27 protein-coding genes are annotated in these 24,338 nt (G+C 68.3%); 13 read left to right on the forward strand and 14 right to left on the reverse strand.

All coding sequences use genetic code 11. The features are described 5' to 3' along the window. Positions 1-185: 185 nt before the first annotated feature. Positions 186-1,526 carry a lanthionine synthetase LanC family protein gene (locus AB0P21_RS35910; protein WP_363702925.1) on the reverse strand — a complete coding sequence of 447 codons (1,341 nt, stop codon included), beginning with the start codon at positions 1,524-1,526 and terminating at the stop codon, positions 186-188. Next, positions 1,523-2,668 carry an ROK family protein gene (locus AB0P21_RS35915; RefSeq protein ID WP_363702927.1) on the reverse strand — a complete coding sequence of 382 codons (1,146 nt, stop codon included), beginning with the start codon at positions 2,666-2,668 and terminating at the stop codon, positions 1,523-1,525. The genes AB0P21_RS35910 and AB0P21_RS35915 overlap by 4 nt, the downstream gene beginning before the upstream one ends. A gap of 69 nt (positions 2,669-2,737) precedes the next feature. Between AB0P21_RS35915 and AB0P21_RS35920 the strand changes: the two genes are divergently transcribed. From AB0P21_RS35920 to AB0P21_RS35935, 4 genes are all read left to right on the forward strand, one after another. Further along, positions 2,738-3,832, forward strand: a complete 1,095-nt coding sequence (locus AB0P21_RS35920) for a Gfo/Idh/MocA family oxidoreductase (RefSeq protein WP_363702929.1) — start codon at positions 2,738-2,740, stop codon at positions 3,830-3,832. A 16-nt stretch (positions 3,833-3,848) separates the two neighbouring features. Beyond that, on the forward strand, positions 3,849-4,856 hold the full coding sequence (locus tag AB0P21_RS35925; protein ID WP_363702931.1) for a sugar phosphate isomerase/epimerase family protein: 1,008 nt from the start codon (positions 3,849-3,851) through the stop codon (positions 4,854-4,856). 837 nt (positions 4,857-5,693) lie between these two features. Beyond that, positions 5,694-6,407: a 4a-hydroxytetrahydrobiopterin dehydratase gene (locus tag AB0P21_RS35930; RefSeq protein ID WP_363702933.1), complete on the forward strand. Its 714-nt coding sequence runs from the start codon at positions 5,694-5,696 to the stop codon at positions 6,405-6,407. A 32-nt stretch (positions 6,408-6,439) separates the two neighbouring features. Next, complete coding sequence (locus tag AB0P21_RS35935; protein ID WP_363702935.1) at positions 6,440-6,739, forward strand: hypothetical protein; 300 nt, start codon at positions 6,440-6,442, stop codon at positions 6,737-6,739. A gap of 98 nt (positions 6,740-6,837) precedes the next feature. Here the strand turns inward: AB0P21_RS35935 and AB0P21_RS35940 are convergent, their stop codons facing one another. Both AB0P21_RS35940 and AB0P21_RS35945 read right to left on the reverse strand, forming a co-directional pair. After that, a complete protein-coding gene (locus AB0P21_RS35940; RefSeq protein WP_363702937.1) occupies positions 6,838-7,569 on the reverse strand; it encodes a phosphotransferase in 732 nt (243 codons plus the stop codon). A 73-nt stretch (positions 7,570-7,642) separates the two neighbouring features. Continuing rightward, entirely contained in the window at positions 7,643-8,617 is a 975-nt protein-coding gene (locus tag AB0P21_RS35945) for a MerR family transcriptional regulator (RefSeq protein ID WP_363702939.1), read from the reverse strand. Between the two features lie 145 nt (positions 8,618-8,762). Here AB0P21_RS35945 and AB0P21_RS35950 point away from each other — a divergent pair, with 145 nt between their 5' ends. Both AB0P21_RS35950 and AB0P21_RS35955 read left to right on the forward strand, forming a co-directional pair. Further along, positions 8,763-9,569 carry a class I SAM-dependent methyltransferase gene (locus AB0P21_RS35950; protein ID WP_363702941.1) on the forward strand — a complete coding sequence of 269 codons (807 nt, stop codon included), beginning with the start codon at positions 8,763-8,765 and terminating at the stop codon, positions 9,567-9,569. Between the two features lie 49 nt (positions 9,570-9,618). After that, positions 9,619-10,440, forward strand: coding sequence for an SMP-30/gluconolactonase/LRE family protein (locus AB0P21_RS35955; protein ID WP_363702943.1), 822 nt, complete (start codon positions 9,619-9,621; stop codon positions 10,438-10,440). Between the two features lie 2 nt (positions 10,441-10,442). Here the strand turns inward: AB0P21_RS35955 and AB0P21_RS35960 are convergent, their stop codons facing one another. The 3 genes from AB0P21_RS35960 to AB0P21_RS35970 form a co-directional block, all read right to left on the reverse strand. Continuing rightward, positions 10,443-10,850: a hypothetical protein gene (locus AB0P21_RS35960; RefSeq protein ID WP_363702945.1), complete on the reverse strand. Its 408-nt coding sequence runs from the start codon at positions 10,848-10,850 to the stop codon at positions 10,443-10,445. A 220-nt stretch (positions 10,851-11,070) separates the two neighbouring features. After that, positions 11,071-11,334 (reverse strand): hypothetical protein, encoded by a 264-nt coding sequence (locus tag AB0P21_RS35965; RefSeq protein WP_363702947.1) that lies wholly within the window; start codon positions 11,332-11,334, stop codon positions 11,071-11,073. Further along, positions 11,301-12,212 carry an MFS transporter gene (locus tag AB0P21_RS35970; RefSeq protein ID WP_363702949.1) on the reverse strand — a complete coding sequence of 304 codons (912 nt, stop codon included), beginning with the start codon at positions 12,210-12,212 and terminating at the stop codon, positions 11,301-11,303. The genes AB0P21_RS35965 and AB0P21_RS35970 overlap by 34 nt, the downstream gene beginning before the upstream one ends. 78 nt (positions 12,213-12,290) lie before the next feature. On the opposite strand from AB0P21_RS35970, the gene AB0P21_RS35975 reads away from it, so the two are divergent. Next, positions 12,291-13,073, forward strand: coding sequence for a DeoR/GlpR family DNA-binding transcription regulator (locus AB0P21_RS35975; RefSeq protein WP_363702951.1), 783 nt, complete (start codon positions 12,291-12,293; stop codon positions 13,071-13,073). Further along, positions 13,070-14,233: an MFS transporter gene (locus tag AB0P21_RS35980; RefSeq protein ID WP_363702953.1), complete on the forward strand. Its 1,164-nt coding sequence runs from the start codon at positions 13,070-13,072 to the stop codon at positions 14,231-14,233. The genes AB0P21_RS35975 and AB0P21_RS35980 overlap by 4 nt, the downstream gene beginning before the upstream one ends. Here AB0P21_RS35980 and AB0P21_RS35985 read toward each other — a convergent pair. From AB0P21_RS35985 to AB0P21_RS35995, 3 genes are read right to left on the reverse strand one after another with little or no spacing between them, the layout of a single operon-like run. Further along, a complete protein-coding gene (locus tag AB0P21_RS35985) occupies positions 14,207-14,815 on the reverse strand; it encodes a nucleoside deaminase (RefSeq protein WP_363702955.1) in 609 nt (202 codons plus the stop codon). The genes AB0P21_RS35980 and AB0P21_RS35985 overlap by 27 nt on opposite strands. A gap of 25 nt (positions 14,816-14,840) precedes the next feature. Next, on the reverse strand, positions 14,841-15,947 hold the full coding sequence (locus AB0P21_RS35990) for a PLP-dependent transferase (protein WP_363702957.1): 1,107 nt from the start codon (positions 15,945-15,947) through the stop codon (positions 14,841-14,843). 24 nt (positions 15,948-15,971) lie between these two features. Further along, positions 15,972-16,655: a TetR/AcrR family transcriptional regulator gene (locus tag AB0P21_RS35995; RefSeq protein ID WP_363702959.1), complete on the reverse strand. Its 684-nt coding sequence runs from the start codon at positions 16,653-16,655 to the stop codon at positions 15,972-15,974. 66 nt (positions 16,656-16,721) lie between these two features. Here AB0P21_RS35995 and AB0P21_RS36000 point away from each other — a divergent pair, with 66 nt between their 5' ends. From AB0P21_RS36000 to AB0P21_RS36010, 3 genes are all read left to right on the forward strand, one after another. Beyond that, positions 16,722-17,933, forward strand: coding sequence for a cytochrome P450 (locus AB0P21_RS36000; protein ID WP_363702961.1), 1,212 nt, complete (start codon positions 16,722-16,724; stop codon positions 17,931-17,933). 16 nt (positions 17,934-17,949) lie between these two features. Continuing rightward, positions 17,950-18,144 (forward strand): ferredoxin, encoded by a 195-nt coding sequence (locus tag AB0P21_RS36005; protein WP_363702963.1) that lies wholly within the window; start codon positions 17,950-17,952, stop codon positions 18,142-18,144. Positions 18,145-18,236: 92 nt separating this feature from the next. Then, positions 18,237-19,370: a D-alanine--D-alanine ligase family protein gene (locus tag AB0P21_RS36010; RefSeq protein ID WP_363702965.1), complete on the forward strand. Its 1,134-nt coding sequence runs from the start codon at positions 18,237-18,239 to the stop codon at positions 19,368-19,370. A 323-nt stretch (positions 19,371-19,693) separates the two neighbouring features. Here the strand turns inward: AB0P21_RS36010 and AB0P21_RS36015 are convergent, their stop codons facing one another. The 4 genes from AB0P21_RS36015 to AB0P21_RS36030 all read right to left on the reverse strand — a co-directional run bounded on the left by AB0P21_RS36015 (position 19,694) and on the right by AB0P21_RS36030 (position 22,416). Further along, positions 19,694-20,992: a sigma-70 family RNA polymerase sigma factor gene (locus AB0P21_RS36015; RefSeq protein WP_363702967.1), complete on the reverse strand. Its 1,299-nt coding sequence runs from the start codon at positions 20,990-20,992 to the stop codon at positions 19,694-19,696. 169 nt (positions 20,993-21,161) lie between these two features. After that, positions 21,162-21,578, reverse strand: coding sequence for a YciI family protein (locus AB0P21_RS36020; RefSeq protein ID WP_363702969.1), 417 nt, complete (start codon positions 21,576-21,578; stop codon positions 21,162-21,164). Positions 21,579-21,682: 104 nt separating this feature from the next. After that, entirely contained in the window at positions 21,683-22,204 is a 522-nt protein-coding gene (locus AB0P21_RS36025; RefSeq protein WP_363702971.1) for a DUF3515 domain-containing protein, read from the reverse strand. Further along, the gene (locus AB0P21_RS36030) at positions 22,183-22,416 is read right to left on the reverse strand and encodes an Lrp/AsnC ligand binding domain-containing protein (protein ID WP_041290445.1); all 234 of its coding nucleotides are present in this window, start codon (positions 22,414-22,416) and stop codon (positions 22,183-22,185) included. The genes AB0P21_RS36025 and AB0P21_RS36030 overlap by 22 nt, the downstream gene beginning before the upstream one ends. Positions 22,417-22,545: 129 nt before the next feature. Here AB0P21_RS36030 and AB0P21_RS36035 point away from each other — a divergent pair, with 129 nt between their 5' ends. Further along, on the forward strand, positions 22,546-23,508 hold the full coding sequence (locus AB0P21_RS36035; protein ID WP_363702973.1) for a thiamine-phosphate kinase: 963 nt from the start codon (positions 22,546-22,548) through the stop codon (positions 23,506-23,508). Between the two features lie 16 nt (positions 23,509-23,524). Then, positions 23,525-24,337 (forward strand): bifunctional hydroxymethylpyrimidine kinase/phosphomethylpyrimidine kinase, encoded by an 813-nt coding sequence (gene thiD, locus AB0P21_RS36040; protein ID WP_363702975.1) that lies wholly within the window; start codon positions 23,525-23,527, stop codon positions 24,335-24,337. The last annotated feature ends 1 nt before the right edge of the window (position 24,338 follow it).

A 24,338-nucleotide genomic window follows, 5' to 3' on the forward strand; every position in this document is an offset into this window, starting at 1 on the left:
GTGTGCCGGGAGCCCTGGGGTTGATGTCGCGATCCGGGACGGCTTGTGCGCCGGGCTGCGAGCAGCGCACCGAACGGCACCCCGTCCCACCCCGGGAGCGCTGGGGCTGATCCCGCGACCGGGACGCCTTGTACGACCCGAAGCAGGACATCACGGCTGAGCAGAAGCTCGACACGGCCGGCTACTCAGTCGCGGCCAAGGAAGTCGTGATGGTGCAGCCAGGTCACATCCACTCCGACCCCGCGACGGTCGAGGAGAGGATCTCGATCTGGACGACCTGATGCACCAGGTCGGCCGCGTCTGCTGGAATCGTCGTCTGCGCTCAGCCGTAGGTAGCGCAGCAACTCGGGAAGGATGCCCGCGTTGCCCATCGCCCAGCCGGGGCGTGGCTCGAGGTCCGGTGGAACCGCCCGGTGTTCGTGGTTCGACCAGCGCACGCCGGTTTCGTCGACGATCGCGTGAGCCGCGAGGTCGTCGACGAGGAGGTCGGCGAAGGCGAAGCTGTCAGCACGCTCGACGATTCGGTCGCAGGCCAGGGCGAGCACGCCTGCGGTTCCACAGCAGCGCCCATGGTTGTCCCAGAAGCCCGGCCGGATCCGGCGCGGTACACCAGACTGTGTGACCGTCTGCCAGCAAGAGTCATCGAGCTGAATCCACGCCGGGTCGCCGGTCACTCGCGCGAGCAGCCTGAAGACCTGCGCGTCGCCTGCAGGACCGTTGCACCAGCCGATGCTGTATCGCTCGATCAGGTCAGGCCGGTGCGGTGGGTCGGAGTGCGGGACGAGGAAGCCGTCAGGACCGGCCTCGTTGCGGCTCACGACATCCGCTGCTCCGGCGAGCGCGAGGTCGATCAGGTCTTGGCGGCTTGCCGCGTCACCGATGGCGGCCAGTGCGTAGACGATGCCCAGCGTGCCGTGCGCGATGTGGTGGGACCGGGGCGGGGACGGACGCACCGGCCAGTTCACGCCGCCTTCGGTCCGATCGGCCGTTGTCAGGTACGGCGTCACGGCAGCGACCGCAAGATCCAGGTCGCCGGCGGACAATGCGCCGAGCCCGATGCCCGCGTTGCCGGCGAAGAGTTCGAACATCGGTCCCCAGCGTTGACCGTCGAAGCGATCCCGGACCCGGTCGAGCGCTTGGCATGCCGCGTCGTGCCGGCCAAGGGAGTGCAGAGCGGCGGCGACGCCTGCCAGACCGAAGTACAGCGACGAGTCCTCGATGGTGTCTATGCGGGCCACCAGTTCGTCGGCGCCGACCGTGACTGCCTGGTGATAGCGATCGTCATCGAAGTGCTGTGCAGCTTCTTGCAGCGCGAGCACTATGCCGGTCAGCCCGTGATAGAGCGACAGGTCTTCGAGGTCGAGAGTGCCGCCGTCCGAGTGACCGTCCGGACCGCCGACCACGCCGTACACGCGCTGCAGCCCGTTTCCGCCCAGGTGGCGGACGCTGTCGAGCAGCCAGTCAGCTGCTCCTCGCGCGAGGGTCGTCGCTTTCGCTGTACGCGCGGAGCGGTCTGGGGTGCTCATCGCAAGCCCAGCGAGTGCTGAAGGACCAAGGCGGCTGCTCCGTGGAGGGCTGCTTGGTGCGCGGTGTGGGAGAGAGATACCTCCAAGTGCGTGGTGGCCAGGGGCAACGATCTGGCATAGATCGTTTCGCGGATACCGGCCAGGAGGTGGTCGCCTGCTTGGGACAGGGAGCCGCCGATCACCAGGACCGATGGGTTGAGCAGGCTGACGCAGGCGGCCAGGACGGTACCGATTTCGCGGCCTGCCTGGCGGACGGCTTGGATGGCGACGGGGTTGCCGGCGCGGACCAGGTCCACGATCTGCTGGCTGGTCTCGGCAGGTAGGCCGGCCGCTCTGAGCCGAGCGGCGATCGCGGCGGCTGAGGCGACGGCTTCCAGGCAGCCGGTGTTGCCGCAGCGACAGAGCTCGGTGTGGCCGGGGGCCTGGATGTGGCCGATGTCGCCGGCCGCGCCTTGGGCACCGCGATGGAGACGACCGCCGCTGATCACTCCGGCGCCGATCCCGGTGGCGACCTTGACGAACAGGAGGTGTTCGACGTCGGGGTACTGCTTGGCGTGCTCGCCGAGGGCCATCAGGTTCACGTCGTTGTCGACCAGGACCGGGTGGCCGAACTCCTGCGTGAGTCGGCCGACGACGTCGTACGAGTCCCAGCCGGGCATGATCGGCGGGTGGATCGGGCGGCCGGTGAGGTGCTCGACCGGGCCGGGCAGACCGACGCCGATACCAGCCAGCTTGCCGGTCGGGTGGCGGTCCAGCAGGACGCGTGCTTGATCTGCCAGGGCGCTCAGGACAGCTTCGGGGCCGGCGGCAATGTTCTGCGCGCTGGTGGTGCTGTCGAGGATGTCGCCGGTCAGGTCGGCGAGCGCGACACTCAGATGTGTCGCGCCCACGTCCGCGGCCAGCACCAGTCGAGCAGCCGGGTTGAGCCGGAAGCGCGCCGGTGGGCGGCCGCCGGTCGACTCGGCTGCGTCGTGCGGCACCACGAACTCCTGCGCGACCAGCATCTCGAGCCGCCCGGTCACGGTGGATCGCGCCAGTCCGGTCAGATCCATCAGTTGGTTGCGGGTCCGGGGCTCGCCGTCCAGCAGCAACTGCAGCAGGGGATCCGGCTCCGCTGCCGTGGTGCTGAGATCGTCGGCCATGAGACTTCCGCCGTTCGGTGGTGGACTTTTGTTTGACGGGAGACAAAAGTTTCACATAACGTTGCGGCCATGTCCAACGCAGCGCGCAAGCTCAGAGTCGGGATCGTCGGTGGCGGCTTCATGGGTCGCGTGCACGGCCGGTCCGCCCTCGTGGCGGGGGCCCAGATCGTCGGCGCGGTCGGGTCCAGCCCCGAGCGAGCGGAGGCCGCGGCCGAGGCGTCTGGCGCCGAGCGCGGCTTCGCGACCCTGGACGAATTGCTTGCCGCGGACATCGATCTCGTCCACGTCTGCACGCCGAACAACACCCACCTGCCGGTCACCCTGCAAGCCCTCGAGGCGGGCAAGCACGTGATCTGCGAGAAGCCGCTGGCCACCTCGGCCAAGGACGCGACTGGGTTGCTCGCTGCGGCGCTGGAGGCCGATCGGGTCGCCGCTGTGCCGTTCGTCTACCGCTACCACCCGATGGTGCGCGAGCTGCGGACCAAGATCGCCGAGGGGGAGGCCGGGCAGATCACCAGCCTGCACGGCAGCTACCTGCAGGATTGGCTGGCCGGTGAGAACGATCAGAACTGGCGGGTGGACGATGCCGCCGGCGGTCCGTCGCGCGCGTTCGGCGACATCGGCTCGCACTGGTGTGACCTGACCGAGTTCGTGACCGGCGACAAGATCGCCGATGTCAGCGCCCAGACGCGGACGATTCGCGCGAACCGCGGCGGCGTCGAAGTACGGACCGAGGATCTGGCGACGGCGCAGTTCCGTACTGCGGCTGGTGTCGTCGGTACGGTGGTCGTCAGCCAGGTCGCGGCCGGTCGCAAGAACCGCTTGTATCTGGAGGTTTCCGGGACGGAGTCGAGCTTCGGGTTCGACCAGGAGGACCCGGATCGCCTGTGGGTGGGGCGTCGCGCGGCGAGCCAGTTGCTGACCCGCGATCCGGACACCCTCAGCCCGCCGGCTGCCCGGGTCAACCGGCTGCCTGCCGGTCACGCCCAGGGCTATCAGGACGCCTTCGATTCCTTCGTCGCCGATACCTATGCCGCCGCGCTGGACGGCGATCAACCGGACGGCCTGCCGGACTTCGCGGCCGGTGCCCGCTCTGCCCATCTCGTCGACGCCGTACTGCGGTCCGCTGCCGCGGACGGCGCCTGGACCACTGTCGAAAACTGAACCGAGGAGCCTGCACATGCCACGCCCGATCACCCTGTTCACCGGTCAGTGGGCCGACCTGCCCTTCGAAGAGGTCTGCACCCTGGCCTCGTCCTGGGGCTACGACGGTGTCGAGATCGCCTGCTCCGGCGATCACTTCGACGTCCAGCAAGCCATCGACGACCCGGACTACATCGCCGGCCGCCACGAGATCCTCGAGCGGCACGGTCTGCAGGTCTTCGCGATCTCCAACCACCTGGTCGGGCAAGCGATCTGCGACGACCCGATCGACTTCCGGCACCAGGCGATCCTGCCGGCCCGCGTCTGGGGCGACGGCGATCCCGAGGGCGTCCGGCAACGGGCGGCCGAGGACATGAAGAACACCGCGCGCGCCGCGGCCAAGCTCGGCGTGAAAACGGTGATCGGCTTCACCGGATCGTCGATCTGGCAGTACGTCGCGATGTTCCCGCCGGTCCCGGCCGAGCGGATCGCCGCCGGGTACCAGGACTTCGCCGACCGGTGGAACCCGATCCTCGACGTCTTCGACGAGGTCGGCGTGCGGTTCGCGCACGAGGTGCACCCGTCGGAGATCGCCTACGACTACTGGACCACCACGCTGACCCTGGAGGCGATCGGTCACCGCGAGGCGTTCGGGCTGAACTGGGACCCGAGCCACATGGTCTGGCAGGACATCGACCCGGCCGCGTTCCTGTGGGACTTCAAGGACCGGATCTACCACGTCGACTGCAAGGACACCCGGATGCGGGTCGGCGGCGGCCGCAACGGCCGCCTCGGTTCGCACCTGCCCTGGGGCGACCCGCGCCGCGGCTGGGACTTCTACTCGACCGGCCACGGCGACGTGAACTGGGAGGACTGCTTCCGGGTCCTGAACTCGATCGGCTACGAAGGCCCGATCTCGGTCGAGTGGGAAGACGCCGGGATGGAGCGCAAGGTCGGCGCCGCCGAGGCAGTCGACGTCATCCGCAAGCTCGCCTTCGACAAGCCGGAAGGTTCCTTCGACGACGCCTTCGCCACCGACAAGTAGCACTCCACACGGCGGCCTCGGGTAGTACTCCGCGCGGCAGCTCAGGGTGATAGCTCCGCGCAGCCGTCGCGGGTGGTAGCTCCGCGCGGCAATGCAGAGTGGTAGCTCCGTGCAGCCGTCCCGGGTCTTGGCTCCATGCGACGGCCTCGGGTTGTAGCTTCGCGTGGTATCGCAGGTGGTAGTTCTGGCGGTGCGGCACTCCACGAAGTGCCGCACCGTGCAGGTAAGGCTCGCGCTCTAGCTGGTAGTTGTCAGCTGGAGTGGCGGAGAAGACGCGGATGCCTTCGGGCTAGGGCGCGCGCCGGATCCCGGTGAGCTGCTTGCTTGCAAGCTCGGTGCCTCGGTCGCGGGCTGCCTCCCACCCGGTGAATCGAGTCGCCGGTTTCCGGTCCAACGAGATGCGCACCCTGACCGACTAGGTGATTGGACTCTTCTGCGCGCCGGTTGTTGCGTTGGTCGACGTACAGGACAGGCCGCCGACCTGGTCATCGAGTCCTCCGGCTCCTCAGCCGCCGTGCGGATGTCGTTTGGCGAGCCGGGCTGTGTGGTGGAGTTCGAGACCGGCGGTAGGTCCGGGGCGAACGAGGACGGCGGCGCGGCCGGGTTGTGGCGGCGGTTGCTGTTCCGTGATACCGAGCACTCGGCGGAAAGCCGACCAGGACGCAGGCCCGCTAGCTCAGTGGCGAGTCGCCCAGAGAGCCGCCCAGCAACGGTCCACCGACGGTGGCCGGGGCGAGTCGATCAGGAAGCCGCCCAGCGACGGTGGCCGAGGTGAAGATCGTGCGGGAGAGCTCAGCTACTCATCGGGGGCCTGAATCACGGGTAGGGTCCGCGTTCATGGACATGCTGAGGGGCGAGCAGATCGCGGCCGAGAACCTGACGGACTGGCGCAAGCTCGCCCAGGGCTTGCATGCCCGGTACGTGATCGATGACTTCAGTGCCGGCGCACGGTTCGTCGCCGCAGTGGCCGAGGCGGGCGACCTGCTCGGCCACCATCCGCGCGTGGCGATCGGCAACGGGTACGTCGACCTCAAGCTGGTCACGGACGACGCCATCTACCGCGACGACGACGGTACCGAGTACGTCATCGAATGGGTGACTCAGCAGGACGTCGACCTAGCCCGCCGGATTGCCGAGATCGCCGCCGACCACGAGCTCGCCGCCGACCCGGCTTCGGTCAGCGACCTCGAGCTCGGTCTCGACACGGTCAGCTCCGCCACCATCGCCCCGGTGTGGGCCGCCCTGCTGACCGGGAACGCCGACGCCCAGGGTCGAGGGACACCCGGTGACGAGATCCGGGACGCCCTGGGACGAGTCCCGAACCTGTGGTTCGGCGACGGCGACGGCGACGATTTTGAGACCTCGCGTCAGCGGTTCCATATCGAGGTCTACGTGGCACCCGAAACAGCCGAGCGGCGGATCGCCGCCGCCGTTGCCGCGGGCGGCACCGTCGTCGATGACAGCAATGCGCCTTCGATGACTGTCATCGCTGACCAGGACGGCAACAAGGGCATCGTCTGCGTCGACATCTCCGCCGTGAAGAAGGACTGAACTTTCCCCCAGCGGCGTTGCCGGCTGAGGCCATGCTCAAGTCGAACGTCGTCGCCAGAGCCATGCTCAAGTCGAACGTCGTTGCCAGAGCCATGCTCAAGTCGAACGTCGTTGCCAGAGCCATGTTCAAGTCGAACGTCGTTGCCAGAGCCAGGCTTAAGCCGAACGTCGTTGCCAGAGCCAGGCTTAAGCCGAACGTCGTTGCCAGAGCCAGGCTTAAGCCGAACGTCGTTGCCAGAGCCAGGCTGAAGCCGGACTCGTCGTCAGAGCCAGGCTTAAGCCGGACTCGTCGTCAGAGCCAGGCTGAACAGTCCCGGACCTCATCAGCTTGACCGGTCGAGTGAACAGACTGCTCTGACTTCGGTGCGCGTTGCTCGGCCGCGGGCTCGGGCCGAGGCAGCGTGCTGCCTCTTACGCGGTGGAGGGCCGATCAGACCGCTCTGACTTCGGCGAGTTGTTGCAGGGCGAACTCGTGGCCCCAGCAGCGGGCGGCGTCCCAGGCGGTGAAGGCTTGGGTGGCGATGTCGTGTGCGGTCTCGCTGAGGGCGGCGGCGTTGTAGGGCAGCAGCAGGTCGAGGTCCGCGACGTCGACGTGGGACTCGTCCCAGTCGATGATGCCGACATGATCGGCGGTCAGGCGGATGTTTCCTGGTGTCGGGTCGCTGTGGACGACGCAGGTCTGGTGGCCGGCGAGTCGTGCCCAGGCTGCTCGGCAGCGGGCGACGCCCTCAGCAGGCATCGCGTTGAGGTCGATCTTTGTACCGGTGTCTGCGTGGAGCAGGTCGGTCGACGAACGCCAGCCTGGGCGCTGCGGCCAGTGCTGCGTCAACCGGTGCAACTGGCGCAGTGTGTCGGCGACGCGACGCCAGTCGGTCTCTGTCTCGGGTGGTTCGCCTTCCACGTAGGACATGACCATCAGACCGTCAACGAACAGTTGGCCAGTTGTGGTGGCGATCGGCACCGGCACCGTCAGGCCTTGACGGTCTAGGTGCTGCAGCAGGTCGGCCTCCCAGGCGAGATCAGCATCACTGCGGGCGCCGAGACGGGCGACTGCTCGCTGGCCGTTGAGATGCACGCTCCACACCTCGTTGACGACTCCGCCGGCGAGCGGTTCGATCCTGGCGACGTCGTCACCCCATTGCTTGAGTGCTTCCCATCCCATGGGGCAGATCCTGCCCGTGGTGGGGATGGGTGCGCAGGTCGGGGTACGGATCGAGGTTCTTTCGATGGTGGAGTCAGGTGAGTTCCAGTTGGACTTCGACGATCCAGTTGGTCTGGTCCTCGCCGTCGGCTTCGAGGTAGTGCTCACGCCAGATGTAGGTCGAGGTTGCTCGGCCGGTGGTTTCTGCCCAGCGGGCGAGTTCCTGGTAGGCGGTGGAGATGGTGGTCATCGGGCCGTGGTGGATGACGGCTGCCACCTCGGTCGCGGGCAGGACGTGGTTGGTGAGGCCGGGGATTGGTTCGCCTGAGAGTGCGTAGCCGGCGGTGACTTTAACGGTCACGCCGTTGCTGTCGCTGCTGCCGTCGCCGTCGCCGCGGCTGTTGTGGTTGCCGCTGCCGCTGCCGCTGCCGCTGCCGCTGCCGCTGCGGCTGCCGCTGTCGTCGCCGCTGGCGCTGGCGCTGCTGGTGCCGGGGTTGGGGGTGGTGCCGGGGGTGGGGGTGTCTGGGTGGGTGGCGGCCTTGGGGGTTGGGTGGTAGCGGGCTATTGGGGTGGTGCGGTCTGCGTGGGCTGCTTCCATCTGGGTGATGACCTGGTCGAACAGGGTTTGCACCACGGCGCCGGTTTGTTGGCGGCTGGCGTCTTGGGCTTCTGCTGAGAGGGCGGCGAGGGTGACTGGTTCGAGGTGTTTGAGGGTGACGGTCATGGGGGTCTCCTGCTCGATCAGTCGGAGTCTTGCCTGGACGCGGTCGAGGGTGTGGCGTTTATGGCGGACCTGGCGTTCGAGTTCGGCTTCGCGGAGGCGGAGCATGCCGTGGAGTTCCGCGGGGGCGATGCCTTCGTGGAGCAGGGTTCGCACCTCGTCGAGGGTGAAGCCGAGGCCTTTGAGGGCGAGCAGCTGGTTGAGTGTGGTCAGCTGCGTCACGGAGTACGAGCGTCGGCCGGTGTGAGTGTTGACGTGGGCGGGGACGAGGAGGTCGAGGGCGTCGTAGTGGCGCAGCATGCGCGTCGAGACACCGCCGAGCCGGGCGAATTCTCCGATGTTCATCATGTCCTCTTCACTGTCCGACTTCACACAGTGTCAACTGCAAGCGCTGGAGGGCAGGAGATGTGTGGCGGCGTGGTGGTCTACTGGTTCTGCCTGGTTGCTGGGCGCAAAGAAGTGCCGGGTACGGAGTGCAGGGTAGGGAGTGGTTGTGGAGCTTGACTGGAGTCTTGGGGAGTACGAGTCGACGGGGGAGGCGTTGCTGCCGGTCTCTGAGGTTGTGGTGGCGATGTCGGAGCCGTTGGCGGGGAAGCGGGTTGTCGACCTGGGGTGTGGGACGGGGAACGCTGCGCTGCTGGCTGCCGCGCGTGGTGCTGTGGTGACGGGGGTTGATCCGGCGGCCAGGTTGGTGGAGGTTGCGCGGGAGCGGGCTGCCGAGCGTGGGGTGCAGGCGGAGTTCTTGGCTGGTGATGCGGGGGCGATTCCGGTTGAGGACGGTACTGCGGATCTGCTGGTGTCGGTGTTTGCGGTGATCTTTGCGCCGGATGCCGATGCGGCGATCGCGGAGATGGCTCGGGTGACTGCGCCCGACGGGGTGATTCGGCTGACGTCGTGGGTGCCTGGTGGGTCGATGATGACGATCAACAATGTCGCGGGGCGGTTCATGGGTGAGGTTTTCGGTGGTGGGCCGGCGCCGGAGCCTGGGGCGCCGAAGCCGCTGGCTTGGCATGACGAGGCGGCGCTGCGGGAGGCCTTCGCGAAGTACGGGCTGATGGTGGAGGTCGAGCGGCGGTCGATGCGGCTCACGGCGAAGTCGGCTGAGGAGTATCTGGCGAAATCGGCGCGGCATCCGATGGCAGTGAGTGCGGCGCAGGCGCTGGCATCGAGGCCCGATGGCGCTGAGTTGCAGGCTGAGCTGCAGGGGCGGTTGCTGGCCGCGGTACGGGAGATCAACGAGGATCGGGAGGCTTTCCAGGTCTCCAACGACTACGCGATCGTGACCGCTCGTCGTGGGTGATGTCGAAAAGCGCCGGGCGTCTTCGTACAGAAGATAAAAGGAGATCGACATGGTGCAGGTTGTGGTGGACGGGCTGGCGTACGGCGAATCGGCGCGTTGGCATGACGGGCGGTTGTGGCTGGCGAACTGGGGGACCGGTGAGGTGCTCGCGGTCGGCGCGGATGGTCGTCGCGAGGTGGTGGTCAGCGTGCCGGCGGAGACGATTCCGTTCTCGATCGATTGGACGCCTGACGGGACGCTGCTGGTGATTGCCGGTACGACGCTGTTCCGCCACGTCGATGGTCAACTCGTCGCTGCGGCTGAGCTGGGCGGGATCGCCGAGATCTTCAACGAGATCGTGGTCGACTCTCGCGGGAACGTGTTCGTGGACGGCGGGTGGTTCGACTTCTCGCGGCCTGGAGTGATTGCTGTGGTGACGCCTGACGGGCAGGTCCGACAGGTTGCCGATGGCATCGTGTTCGGGAACGGGATGGCGATCACGCCGGATGACTCGACCTTGATCGTTGCGGAGTCGCAGGGCCGTTGTCTTACTGCGTTCGACATCGCGTCTGACGGCAGTCTTGGCCATCGCCGGGTGTGGGCCGACCTCGGGGAGGGGCATCCCGATGGGATCTGTCTCGATGCCAAGGGCGCAATCTGGTACGCCGATGTGCCGGCTCAGCGGTGCGTTCGGGTGCGGGAGGGCGGCGAGGTGCTTGAGAAGGTCGACCTGGATCGAGGGGCCTTCTCTTGCATGCTCGGAGGGCCCGACGGCACCACGCTCTTCATGCTCAGCGCGCAGTGGCGCGGCTTTGAGCACATGTTGAGTCCTGAGCGGACTGGTGTGGTTTCCACGGTTGAGGTGGCGGTCCCGCACGCCGGGAGGCCGTAGTACTAGCTGGGGCGGCGAGTGGCGACGATCGTCGACAGGTCTGGTGCCAGGCGGACTTCGGTGGCCAGGAGTGCGGGGTGTTCGAGCCAGTGGAGTCGGGCTTGGTCGGGTTGGCCTGCGTGTAGCGGCGGCCATTCCTTTAGTGGGGTGAAGTCGTCGATGACGATGGTGCCGGCGGGATGCAGGAGTTGCTCGGGGTTGGCTGCCGGGCCTTGTTTGCCGTTGCCGCCGCCGTCGACGATCAGGAGGTCGAAGGGTGCGTGCTCGGCGATCAAGGTCCAGTCGCCGTGCAGGATCTCGACGTCCGGTACGTCGGTGAACAACTGGGCAACCTGTTCGGCACGATGGGCATCTCGCTCGACGCTGACCACTCGTACGCCGGTACGCCGTCCGCTGATCAGCCAAGCCAACCCGACTCCGCAACCCGTCCCGGTTTCGCCGATCGTGGTGGTTGCTCCTGCTGCGAGGGCTGTCAGTAGGCGGCCTTGTTCGACGCGGCAAGACTGGGGGAAGCCCAATTCCTCGGCTAGGGCCACTGCCGCCGAGACGAGGGGTGGTAGCGGACCTGCGTCTCGGTAGCTATTGGTGCCGGAGAGGGACATGTCGCAGAACCTAGTAGGCGGGCGGAAGCTAGTGGGCCGGAGCAGGGCGTAGTACTGCAGAGAACGCGGCTATGCCGACGGTGAGCACGGTGACCAGGATGAACGAGACCGTGAGGTTGCTGGCTTGGGCTATGCCGCCGATGACAGACGGGGCGATCAGGCCGGAAGTGTAGGTGACGGTTGCTACACCGGCGATGGCCTGGCTGGGGTTGGGGCCGGTGCGGCCGGCGGCGGCGAAGGCGAGGGGGACTACTACGGCTATGCCCAGGCCCAGTAGGCCGAAGCCGGCCATGGCGACCAGGGGTGGCCAGCCATCACCACTAGCACGCCGCCGAGGGTAGCTACTGCTCCGCTGACTCGTACTGTTCGTACCGCGCCAAAGCGGTCGACGACCGCGTCACCGGCGATGCGGGCTACGGCCATGGTCAGCGCGAAGCCGGTGGTGGCGGCTGCGGCGACTCCGGCCGAGGTGGTCAGGACGTCGCGTAGGTAGACCGCGGACCAGTCGAGGCTGGCGCCTTCGGCGAAGACCGCGCAGAAGCCGACGGCGCCTATCAGCCAGGCGGACTTCGGCGGCAGGGCGAAGCGTGGTGGGGCTTCCTCGTCCTCGGTGGGGTAGAGGTTCAGCACCCAGTGGCAGGCGGTGATCCCGGCCAGAGTCAGTACTGCGGCCACTACCGCGTGGTGGAGCTGGGCGCTCACGTCGAGGTGGGCGGCGATCGTGCCGAGGCCGGATCCGATCAGCGCTCCGACACTCCACAGGCCGTGCAGGCCGGACATGATCGACTTGCCGAGCCGCTGCTCGACCTCGACGCCGAGTGCGTTCATCGCGACGTCGGCCATGCCCGCAGTCGCGCCGTACACGAAGAGCGCGGCGCAGAGAGTCCCGAGGCTGGGCGCGAGCGACGGCAGGACCAAGGCGAGCGTCCAGAGTGCGATCAGTCCGCGGAGGGCTGTGCGGCTGCCGAAGCGATGGCTGATGCGCGCGGCCAGCGGCATCGACAGCGAGGCGCCGATCGCCGGGAAGGCGAGGGCCAGGCCGAGTTGCCCGGGGCTCACCGACGCGTGGTCCTGGATCCACGGCACCCGGGTCGCGAACGACCCTGTCACCGCGCCGTGCACACAGAAGACCGTGGCCACGGCGTACCGGGCTTGGCGGAGCTCGATCACTACGTCAACCCCACATCGGGTTCCATCATTCAAACATCTTGATTGTTTGAATGAACATTTCGGTGATAACTTTTCCTTGTGAAGAGTACGGAACGGCAGCGGGTCATTGTCGAGCGGCTGATGGCTGCTCCGCGGGTCGGGGTCGCCGAGTTGGTGACGGCGACCGGCGCCTCGGACATGACGGTCCGGCGCGACCTCGACTACCTCGCCGCGCAGGGCGTGCTGAAGCGCGTTCACGGCGGTGCGGTGGCCGCGATGCCGACCGGGATCGAGCCGCCGTTCGCCGCCCGGGCGACATCGGAGTTGGGGCCGAAGCGGGCCATCGCGCGGGCTGCCGTCGAGCACCTGAAGGACGGCGAGACGATCGTTCTGGACAGCGGTACGACGGCCCTCGAGGTCGCCAAGCTGCTCCGCGATCGGGCCGTCACGGTGATGCCGCTGTCGTTGCAGGTCGCCCAGGAGTTGATCGATGCTCCGCGCGTCCGGTTGCTGCTGCCGGGTGGCGAGCCGCGAGCGGGGGAGTTGGCGCTGGTCGGGCCGCTCGCGCTGGCCTCGCTCAAGGCGTTGCGGTTCGACGTGGCGGTGCTGAGTCCGTGCGCGTTCAGTCTGGACGCGGGGATGACCGCGTTCGATCTGGGTGACGCCGAGGTGAAGCAGCAGGCGATGGCGGTGGCGACCCGGTCGATGGTGCTCGCCGACGGCGCCAAGTGGGATCGCGCCGCGCTCGCCTACGTCTGCCCGGCCGACCGTGCCGACCTGATCATCACCGACTCCGCCGCGCCCGAAGAGTCCCGCACGCTGCTCGCGCAGCGCGGAGTACTGGTCGAGGTCGTGGAACCAACCCTGGAAGGGCTTTCTTGAGCATCGACACCACCGCCGGCGCGCCGCCTCGCGCGGCCCGGGTGGCTACCTGGACGTACTTCGGCCTGAACGGCTTCTCGGTCGGCATGTGGGTCGTGCACATCCCCAACATCGAGCACGCGACGGGGATCTCGCACAGCACGCTCGGTTTCCTGCTGCTCGTGCTGGGCGGCGCGGCCTTCATCGGGATGCAGGTCGCGGGGCCGCTGGCTGACCGGGTCGGGCAACGGCGGCTGGTGCCGGCGGCCGGAGTACTGCTCGGCCTGTCGTTGTTCGGGCCGGGGCTGGCTGACAGTTGGTGGACGCTGGGTCTTGCGTTGGTCGCGGTCGGATTCGGCAACGGGTCGATCGATGTGGCGATGAACTCGCAGGCGGTGGTGGTCGAGCGGGCGTATCCGCGGCCGATCATGGCTGCGTTCCACGCGATGTGGTCGATCGGCGGGGCGATCGCTGCGCTGATCGGGGCTGCGTTGTTGAAGGCCGAGGTGCCGACTGCTGTGTCGTTGAGCGCGGCCGGGGTGCTGGTCATCGTTGTTTCGTTGGCTGTCAGCCGCTTCTTGCTGGAGCCGGAGGTGGAGACGACGCCTTCCGTTGACGAGCCGGAGCGGGTCGCGCCGCCGAGGAAGCTGGTTTGGCAGCTTGGTGCTTTGGCGTTCGCGCTGATGCTGGCGGAGGGGGTCGCGAATGACTGGGCGGCACTGCAGTTTCGCGATGTGCTCGAGACGTCGACCAGTACTGCGGCGTACGCGTACGGCGCCTTTGCTGTCGCGATGACGATCGGGCGGTTCGCCACTGATCGGGTCGCGGCGGTTGTGGGGCCGGTGGCGATCGTCCGGTACGGCGCTCTACTGGCTGCGATCGGTCTGACCACGGTCATCGTGGTGCCGTGGGTGCCGGTGTCGCTGGTTGGCTGGGCGATCTTCGGGCTTGGCTTGTCGGGCGGGGTGCCGCAGCTGTTCACTGCGGCGGGGAATCTCGATCCGCGGGCGTCGGGGGCGTTGATGGCGAAGGTGGTCGGGCTCGGGTACGTCGGCCTGCTGGCTGGGCCGGCGGTGATCGGTGCGCTGGCTCACTTCATGCCGCTGAACCTCGCGTTCGTTCTTCCGGTGGTGCTTTGCCTGATCACGGTTGGCTCAGCTTCGGTGATGAAGAAGCGCTGACGCGAGGTCGTAGGCCGCGGCGCCGGAGGGTGAGTCGAGGATGCCCGCGGTGACACACTCGCGGGCGAGCTCGACTGTTGCCCAGGGCAACAGGTCGCTCGGTGCCGCGACGACGGCGGGTTTGTAGGCGACGTACCAGATTGCGGGGAGGAGGATGCCCCAGACGCCGTCCATGCCGTCCGCTGGGCCGGTCGACACCGGCCACTTGGAGGACAGCAGGTCTGGCAGCAGGGAAGGGACCTGAGCGCAGCCGTCCCAGAGCGGGTCGGCGCCGGCGTAGGTGACATTGCCGACCTGGGCGAGGCGGAGGGCGCTGAGGCAGAGCAGGCAGGGCTGGAGCGAGGTGAGCATCGTCCAGTCGCTGTGGCTGCCGGGAGGCAGTTGGGCCAGGACGTTGACCTCGGCGTGGGCGAGGGCTGTGTTTGCCAGTTGGCTGGCCGGGGCGGCGGGTTCTTTGCTGCGGTTGCGGCCGGTGAGGGCGATGTTGCCGGCTGGGTTCAGCAGTACTGCGCCTACGGGGAAGCTCTTGGCCTGCAAGGCTTCCCAGGCCAGGGCGAAGGGTTGCTGCCAGATGGTCAACATCTCAGTGATTTTAGCCGCGGGGTATTCAGGCCTTGAGCGCCTGCTCCAGGTCGGCCCAGAGGTCGGTGGGGTGTTCGATGCCTACCGAGAGGCGGATCAGGTCTTCGGGGATGGTGGGGACCTCGATCGGCCAGCGGCGGCGGCGTTCGAGCATGGATTCGACGCCGCCGAGGCTGGTGGCGTGGACCCAGAGGCTGGTGGATTCGCAGACTCGTTGGGCGCCGGTCGCGTCGCCGCCTAGTTCGAAGGCGAGGATGGCGCCGAAGCCGGACATCTGGGCAGCGGCTCGGGTGTGGCCGGGGTCGGTGGGGAGGCCGGGGTAGCGGACCAGGGAGACGCGGGGATGGTCCAGGAGGCGGGCGGCGAGGAACGCTGCGTTGGACTGGGCCCGTTCGAGGCGTAGGGCCAGGGTGCGGAGGCCGCGGAGGGCCAGGAAGGCTTCCATCGGGCCGGGGATCGCGCCGAGGCTTCGGCGGCGGAGCTCCAGGGCTGACCACAGCTCGTCGGAGTCAGTGATGACAGCACCCAGTACTACGTCCGAGTGGCCGGCAATGAACTTCGTCGCGGAGTGCATCACGATGTCCGCGCCCATCGACAGCGGCTGCTGCAGCAGGGGAGTGGCGAAGGTGTTGTCGACCACGACCGTGGCGCCCGCAGTACGGCCTGCTGCGGCGACCGCTGGGATGTCGGCGACCTCCATGGCCGGGTTGGTCGGCGACTCGACCCACAGCATGTCTGCGCCGACCACTGCGGCCGACACGGCGGCAGTGTCGGCGATGTCGACCCGATCGACAGTGAGGCGACCCGCTGCCGCCTGCTGGTCCAGTAGGGCCAGTACTCCGCTGTAGGCGTGCTGCGGCGCGACAACGCGTCCACCGACCGGCACTAGATCGCAGACCGCGGCAGCGGCCGCCATGCCAGAGGCGAAGCTCAAGCCCCGGCCGCCTTCGAGGGCGCCGAGTGTCGTCTCCAGTGCGGCCCAGGCGTCGTTGTCGAATCGGCCGTAACCCCTGTTCCCGCCGGCGATGTACGTCGAGCTGAAGACAGGCGACTCGCCCAGCGGCGCGTCAGGCACTCGGGCGGGGCGGCCGGCGTGCACGACGACGGTCGAGGGATCCAGGTCAGGGGTCATGCCCCTGATTGTCCCTGCCGAGTACTACGCCGTCGGGAGCGGGATGCCGCCGCCGCGCAACAGCCCCATCGCCTCGTGCGCCAGGTCCTTGACCTGGGTGCCGTCCGGGTTGTCGACCCAGGTCTGCACAACGATCTCGATGATGTTCATCACCGTGCCGGCGGCCAGCGCGGCGGTGAACTCGACCGAGTCGCCCGCGAGTCGCTGGGTCAGCTCGACGGTCAGCTCGTTGCGCCAGCGCCAGGTCACCTCAGCCAGTCGCGCGCCCACCGACGGCGTCTGCCCGGCCAGCTCGTACACCGCCCGGACCCGGTCAGGATTGCGCTCCAGCTGGTCGAGCACCAGCTCGATCACGCTCTGCAGGCCGTCCGGCAGGTCGAGCTCGGCGGGCTGCTCGCGGAACCAGTTCAGCGCCCCGAACATGCTGTCCTCGACGAACTCCAGGACCAGCGTCTCCTTGGTCGGGTAGTACCGGTAGAGCGTACTCGGCCCCACCTCGGCCGCCGCGGCGATCTGCTCGACCGTGGTCCGGCCGAAGCCGTGGTCGGTGAACAGCTCGAACGCCTTGTCCGAGATCAGCCGGCGGGTGCGTTCCCGCTTCAGCTCGCGAAGCCCCATGGCCGTGCCCCTTGCTCGTACGCCGGTCCAGTACGTGCGGGCAGCGTACACGCCCCGCGACGCGCCGACAGGCGAGTTCAAATGGCTCATGCAGCCATATGGTAGTTACTACCAATTTCTTCTCCTGCTCAAACCACCGAAACGAGGACCTGGTCAATGACCGACACCACCGAGATGTCTTTCCCCGTGGCCCGTCCGACCGGCTGCCCGTTCGACCCGGCCACCGGCTACACCACGCTGCGGGAGACCGAGGGCCTGGCGAAGGTCTCCACTCCAGCCGGTGTCGACGCCTGGGTCTTCAGCCGGTACGACGACGTGCGGTCGGTGCTCGCCGATCGGCGGTTGAGCTCGCGGCTGGCACCGTCGACGCACGTCGTACCGGAGGCGGATCTGGAGCGGCAGGTCGATTCGGGGTCGGTGTTGCAGAACGACGGTGATCGGCACGCGCACCTGCGTCGGCTGCTCACCAGCGAGTTCACGGTCAAGCGGGTGCAGGCGCTCCGGCCGCGGATCCAGGAGCTGATCGAGGACCACATCGACGCGATGCTGGCCAGCGAGGGCCCGGTCGACCTGGTCCAGGCGTTCGCGCTGCCGATCCCGTCGCTGGTGATCTGCGAACTGCTCGGTGTCCCGTACGCCGATCGCGCCGAGTTCCAGGAGCGTTCCGCCGTACTCGTCTCGGTCGATCGGCCCGAGGAGGAGGTGCTGCGGGTCAGCGACGAGATCAACCAGTACATGGCCGGGCTGGTGCTCGCCAAAACGGCGCAGCGCGACGACGATCTGCTCTCCCGGCTGATCACTCGCGCCGAGGACCAGGGCAACCCGCTGACCGTGCCCGAGCTGGTCTCGATCGGCATCACGCTGCTGATCGCCGGTCACGAGACCACCGCGAACATGATCGGCCTCAGCACCCTGGCGCTGCTGCGCAACCCCGACCAGCTCGACGAACTGCGAGCCAACCCGGAGCTGGCTCCGACGGCGGTCGAGGAGATGCTGCGCTACCTGACCGTCATCCAGTTCGGCCTGTTCCGGCAGGTGATGGAGGACATCCCGATCGGCGACGAGACGCTCAAGGCGGGGGAGTACCTGGTCGCCGCGCTGTCGGCCGGCAACCGCGACGCGGTGGCCTTCCCGGATCCGGACCAGATCGACCTGTCCCGCAAGGCGTCCGCGCACCTGGCCTTCGGCTTCGGTCCGCATCAATGCCTCGGGCAACAGCTCGCCCGGATCGAGCTGCAGGAGGTCTACACCCGCCTCTACCGGCGGATCCCGTCGCTGCGGCTGGCGGTGCCGTTCGAGGAGATCAAGTTCAAGGACAACACCCTCGTGTACGGCGTGACGGCGCTGCCCGTCACCTGGGACCGCTGAGCGGAAGGGGAGCTCGATGATGGATGTGAAGATCGACGAGGACAGTTGCGTCGCGGCCGGCCAGTGCGTGCTGGCGGCCCCCGACGTGTTCGATCAGCGCGACGCGGACGGCGTCGCGATCCTGCTGCAGCCCCCGGCGGCCGCCCAGTACGACGCCACTCGGGAGGCGGCGTTGCTCTGTCCGGCCCGGGCGATCCACCTGACCGAATGAGGCGGTGAACCAGGCATCACTCACCGAGATCTGAAGAGGTCTTAACTAAACCCTGGTCAAAGCCGCCCTGAACTGCCGCTATCGTCGAGTCGGTGAGTCAGTACTCGAAAGAAGAAAAAAGCAAGCCCCGGGTCGCGGTTGTTTTCGGCGGCCGGTCGAGCGAGCACGCGATCTCCTGCGTCACCGCGGCCAACGTGCTGCAGGTGATCGACCGGGACAAGTACGACGTCGTACCCGTCGGGATCACCACCAGCGGCCACTGGGTGCTGGAGAGCGGTGACCCGGAGCGGCTGTCGATCACCGACGGCAAGCTGCCGGAGGTCGACGTGACCGCGCTGCCGGTGCTGTTCGGCGCCGACCGTGAGCTGATCGTCAGCGAGCCGGGCGAGGTGCCGAGCACGCTGGGCGAGGTCGACGTCGTCTTCCCGCTGCTGCACGGCCCGTGGGGCGAGGACGGCACGCTGCAGGGACTGCTGGAGATGTCCGACATCCGGTACGTCGGCTCCGGTGTGCTGGCCAGCGCCGTCGGCATGGACAAGCACTACATGAAGGTCGTCTTCGAGGCCGCCGGGCTCGGGGTCACGCCGTACGTCGTGATCCGCGACCGCGACTGGACCCGCGACCCGCGGGCCTGCCGGGACGCGGTCGACAAGCTCGGCTACCCGGTCTTCGTGAAGCCGGCCCGCGGTGGTTCCAGCCTGGGGATCAGCAAGGTGAACAGCTTCGAGGAGATCGACGCGGCCGTCGCCGAGGCGCGGGCGCACGACCCGAAGGTAATCGTCGAGGCGTCCGCGAAGAGCCCGCGCGAGATCGAGGTCGGCGTCCTGGGCGGTCTCAACGGCGGTCCGGCCGAGGTCAGTGTCTGCGGTGAGATCTCGGTCTCCGGTGGCGGACACGACTTCTACGACTTCGAGGCGAAGTACCTGCCGGAGGGCGAGGAGTACACCGCGCTGTCGGTGCCGGCCGAGCTGCCGGAGCACATCGCGGCCGAGATCCGGGAGAAGGCGCTGGTCGCGTTCGACGCGATCGAGGGCGAGGGGCTGGCCCGGGTCGACTTCTTCCTGGACGCGGACCAGCAGGTGATCATCAACGAGATCAACACCATGCCCGGGTTCACCCCGACCAGCATGTTCCCGCGGCTGTGGGCCGAGACCGGCGTCGACTACAAGGGCCTGGTCGACCGGTTGCTGACCCTGGCGATGACCCGCCCGACCGGGCTTCGCTGACTTGTGGGAGGCACTCTCCTGGGCAGCGGGCGTGGTGATCGCTCGCGGGCTGGTGTGCAGGAGAGTGCGGAAGGCCCGCGGTGGTCGGTCAGTGAGCGCGCAGCGCTGTCGGTGACGCGATCCTTGGATCCTCGTCGTGACTGAGCGGCAATCGAGTAGGGGCATGGGTTTGCTCTGATCGAGCAGCCCGCCGCCGACCTTAACGACCTTGCCGGTCAGCGCGGTCAGCGCGGTCTGCGCGGTCAGGAGGGTGTGTCGCGGGAACGGATGCGGGCGCGACTGGCCGACTTCACCGCCGGGCCCTGGGTGGTCTGACGCCTGACTTACTGGCAGGCGGCGGCCTTGGTGTTGAGGTATCGCTGGTGCGGAAGGCTGGTGGTCAGTGTCGCGGCCAGCTCGTACGCCGTCCGCGCGCCGGCTGGATCGCCGGATTGCTCCAGGAGATGGGCTCGGACCGCGTGGAGCCGGTGATCGTTGGCGAGGCTTCCCTCGTCTTCGATGCCGGCCAGAAGCTTCAAGCCTTGGTGGGGACCGTGGGCCATCGCGACTGCGACTACGTGGTTGAGCGAGACCATGGGGTTGTCGGTGAGTTGGAGCAGGACCTCGTAGAGCGCGACGATCTGGGGCCAGTCGGTGTCTTCCCAGGAGGGGGCCTCGTCGTGGACGGCGGCGATGGCGGCTTGTAGTTGGTAGGCGCCGACCGGCCCGCGGGGGAGCGCCTCGGTGATGAGGGCCACGCCTTCGGCGATCGAGGTGCTGAGCCAGCGGGAGCGGTCTTGAGCTGCCATCGGGATCAGCTCGCCGGTCGGGCCGGAGCGGGCCGGGCGGCGGGCGTCGGTGAGGAGCATCAGGGCGAGCAGTCCGGCGACCTCGCTGTCGGCGGGGAGCAACGCGTGGATCAGCCGGGCCAGCCGGATGCCCTCGGCGGCCAGCTCGACGCGTTGCAGGGTCGGGCCGGCCGTACTGGCGTAGCCCTCGTTGAAGATCAGGTAAATGACTTTGAGGACTGCGTCCAGGCGCTCGGCGCGGTCGGGTGGGAGGGAGAAGCGGGCGCCGGCCTCCTTGACGCTCTGCTTGGCGCGGGTGATTCGCCGGGTCATCGTCGCCTCGGGGACGAGGAAGGCACGGGCGATCTCGGAGGTCGTCAGACCACCCACTGCGCGGAGAGTGAGTGCGATCTGCGAGGCAGGTGACAGCGCGGGGTGGCAGCAGAGGAAGAGCAGGATCAGGGTGTCGTCGGCATCCGCCGTACGGCTGCCGGCGACACCTCCCTCGCTGGGTATGAGCTGCTCGGCGGAGGGTGTTGCGGAGGCCGTGGTGGAGGTGTCTGCCGGTGGGGCAAGCCAGTCGCTCGGGAGAATCCACTGGGCGACGGTGTCTTCGCGTCGCTGCCGGGCCTGCTCGTTGCGGAGCAGGTCGGTCAGTCGGCGAGAGGCCACCGTGATCAGCCAAGCGCGCGGGTTGTCCGGTGTGCCTTGGGCCGGCCATTGTTGGCTGGCGGCGAGCAGGGCTTCCTGGACGGCGTCCTCGGCGGTGTCGAAGTGACCGTACCGGCGGACGAGCGCCCCGAGGACCTGCGGCGCCAGTTCGCGCAGCAGCTCCTCGGGGACGGACTCGGCCATCAGACTCTCCTTCAGCGGGTCAGCGGGTCAGCGGGTCAGCGGGTCAGCGGGTCAGCGGGTCAGCACGTCGCGGGTCGGCGGACAGGCGGGTCGGCGTGTCAGCCGGGTCAGCTAGGTCAGCTAGGTCAGCCGCGTCAGCGGACCGGCGGACCGACGGACCGGTGGTGGGTCAGCCGACCAGGTCTTCCTGGCCTTCGACGATCGGCCGGACGTCGGCGTACGCGGTGGCTCGCACGTGCTCCGGGGCAGGGGTGTCCGCCAGGCGTGCGGCGATCTCGGTGGCGCGGTCGAAACTGTCGCACTCGACGATCCAGTAGCCGGCCAGCACCTCTTGGGTCTCGGCGTACGGGCCGTCGGTGACCACCGCGGCGCCTTCCTTCGAGCCGAGTCGGCGGGTCAGCACCGGCGCGGCCAGGGCGCGGGTCTCGACCAGCTCACCCGAGGCGGCGAGGTCGTTGTTGAACTTCTCCATGAAGGCGCCCATCGCGGCGAAGTCCTCGCCGGTCCAGGCAGGTTTGTCGTTGTCCTTGCCTGCCATGCCGTCGTAGTCCTGCTGCGAGGCGTAGGTCAGGATCATGTACTTCATCTGGGTCTCCCGTCGTCTGGCACCAACTCTGGTGCCTCTCACGGGATACGTCGATGCCCTCAACAGGAACCGGACATGCACTCACCAGGAACTCTCGAACAGAGTCAGGTGCAGGGTGTGATGAGGGTGTTGTGGGCCTTGACGGTGTCGGAGACGTCGGTCAGGGCGTTCGCCTCCGGGGCGTACTTCTTCGGGACGGCGATCTCCAGGTAGACCTTGCGGCCGATCGTGGTGAAGATCGCGCCGTTGGTCACCTCCTGGGCGAACCAGCCGACGCCGTTCACCTCGAAGCACTGGGACTGGGCCTGGGCCATCCCGGCGGGTGGCGCCACCCCACAGGTGATCTCGATCGGCGGATCGCCGTACGCCGTGGTGAGCGCGCTGACCGGCTCGGTCTTGCGGCGCTCGGCGTCGAGCACCTCGGCCGGCAGCGCCTGGATCAGCTGCGTGCAGGCGTCGGCGACCTCAGGCGCAGGTGACGGTACGGCGAGCTTGGCCGGCCCGGGACTGCAGCCGGCCAGGGCGGCCGCTGAGACAACGAGCGCAGCGACGGCCAGCGCGACCCGGGTGCGGGCGCGCCGGCCGTCGGCTGCGGCGATCGGGCTCAGATGTGAACTACGGGGCACGTCAGCGTGCGGGTGATGCCGGGGACGTTCTGCACCCGGGCAACCACCAGCTTGCCCAGTTCGTCGACGTTCCGGGCCTCCGCGCGGACGATCACGTCGTACGGACCGGTGACGTCCTCGGCCAGGGTCACGCCCTGGACCTCGGCGATCTGTGCTGCGACATCGGCGGCCTTGCCGACCTCGGTCTGGATCAGGATGTAGGCCTGGACCACCACGTCGTTCTCCACTCAGTCGTCCTCAGCTGGTCAGGCCACAGTACTGCAGCGCGGCCGGGCGTACTCTTCGTTGCTCGGTCACCGTACCGCCTAGACTCCACCGAGGCATATGGGAGGTCTGTTGACGTGACAGAGACGTTGGGAAGCACCGGTGAGTTCGGCCTGATCGAAGCCGTCACCAAGAGCTTTCCGCAGGGCGAGGACGTCCTGGTCGGACCGGGCGACGACGCGGCCGTGGTGGCGGTGCCGGACGGCCGGATGGTGATCACCACCGACCTGCTGGTCGAGGGCCGGCACTTCCGCCAGGACTGGTCCTCGGCGTACGACGTGGGCCGCAAGGCCGCCGCGCAGAACCTGGCCGACATCGTCGCGATGGGCGCCCGGCCGACCTCGATCGTGGTCGGCTTCGGCGGGCCGGCCGACCTGCCCACCGCCTGGGCGCTCGAGCTCAACCAGGGTCTGGCCGACGAGTGCGAGCTGCTCGGCGTCAGCATCGTCGGCGGCGACACCGTGCAGTCGGACAAGATCGTCGTCTGTGTCACCGCCTTCGGCTCCCTCGACGGCCGCCCGCCGGTACTGCGCTCCGGCGCGCGCCCCGGCGACGAGGTGGCCGTGGCCGGGCGGCTGGGCTGGGCCGAGGCCGGCGTCGCCGTGCTCAACCGGGGCTTCCGGTCGCCGCGCTCGGTGGTGGAGGCACATCGCCGGCCGCAACCGCCGTACGCCGAAGGGGTGCGGGCCGCGCTCGCGGGCGCCTCGGCGATGTGCGACGTGAGCGACGGGCTGATCGCCGACCTGAGCCACATCGCGGTCGCGAGCGACGTGCTGATCGATGTTCGCTCGGCCGCCCTGACGATCCCGGAGCCGCTGCAAGCGGTCGCTTCGGCGACCGGGGTGGATGCCCTCGCCTTCGTGCTGAGCGGCGGCGACGACCACGCCCTGGTCGCGACCTTCGAACCGGCTGACGTCCCGGACGGCTGGACCGTCGTCGGCACTGTTGCTGTAGGCAACGACAAGTGGCCGGCCGGGACCGTCACCGTGGACGGGGAGAGCTACTCAGGTGGCACCGGGCATGCCCATTTCCGCAACTGATCACGCAGGAGTCCTCATGAACGCCGCCCCGCCGAGGGTGCTCACCATCGCCGGGTCCGACTCCGGCGGCGGGGCTGGGATCCAGGCCGACCTGAAGGCGATGCTCGCCAACGGGGTGCACGGGATGAGTGTGCTGACGGCGATCACCGCGCAGAACAGCCTGGGCGTGCAGGGCGCCTGGGAGCTGCCGCACGAGCAGGTGGTGGCGCAGTTCCGCAGCGTGGTGGACGACATCGGGGTCGACGCGGTGAAGACCGGGATGCTCGCGTCGGTCGCGATGGTGCGGGTGGTGGCCGGGCTGCTGCGGACGCTGCCGGACGGCGTACCGGTGGTGGTTGATCCTGTCTCGGTGTCCAAGCACGGTGACGCGTTGCTGGCCGAGGATGCGATGGTGGCGGTGCGGGAGGAGATCGTGCCGTTGGCGACCGTGCTGACGCCCAACCTGACCGAGCTCGGCCCGGTGGCGGGCATGGAGCTGCGCAGTGTCGAGGATCGTGAGCTGGCGGCGAAGGTGCTGCTCGACGCGGGAGCCTCGTGGGTGCTGGTGAAGGGCGGGCATGACTCTGGTTCGCTGGCCGTTGATGTGCTGCACGGAAACGGGGTGCGGCAGGAATTCAGTGCGCCGCGGGCCGACAACCGGCACACGCACGGCACCGGGTGCACACTGGCGAGCACGATCGCGTCGTACCTGGCCCGCGGGTACGACGTACCGGCTGCTGTCGGCGCCGCGAAGGAGTACATCAGCGGGGCGGTGGCTCAGGGTTTCGCGCTCGGTGGTGGGATCGGGCCGGTGGATCACGCATGGCAGTTTCGAAACAGGAGTGAGTGAC

The sequence above is a fragment of the Kribbella sp. NPDC056861 genome, from assembly GCF_040687575.1.
Taxonomy (GTDB): domain Bacteria; phylum Actinomycetota; class Actinomycetes; order Propionibacteriales; family Kribbellaceae; genus Kribbella.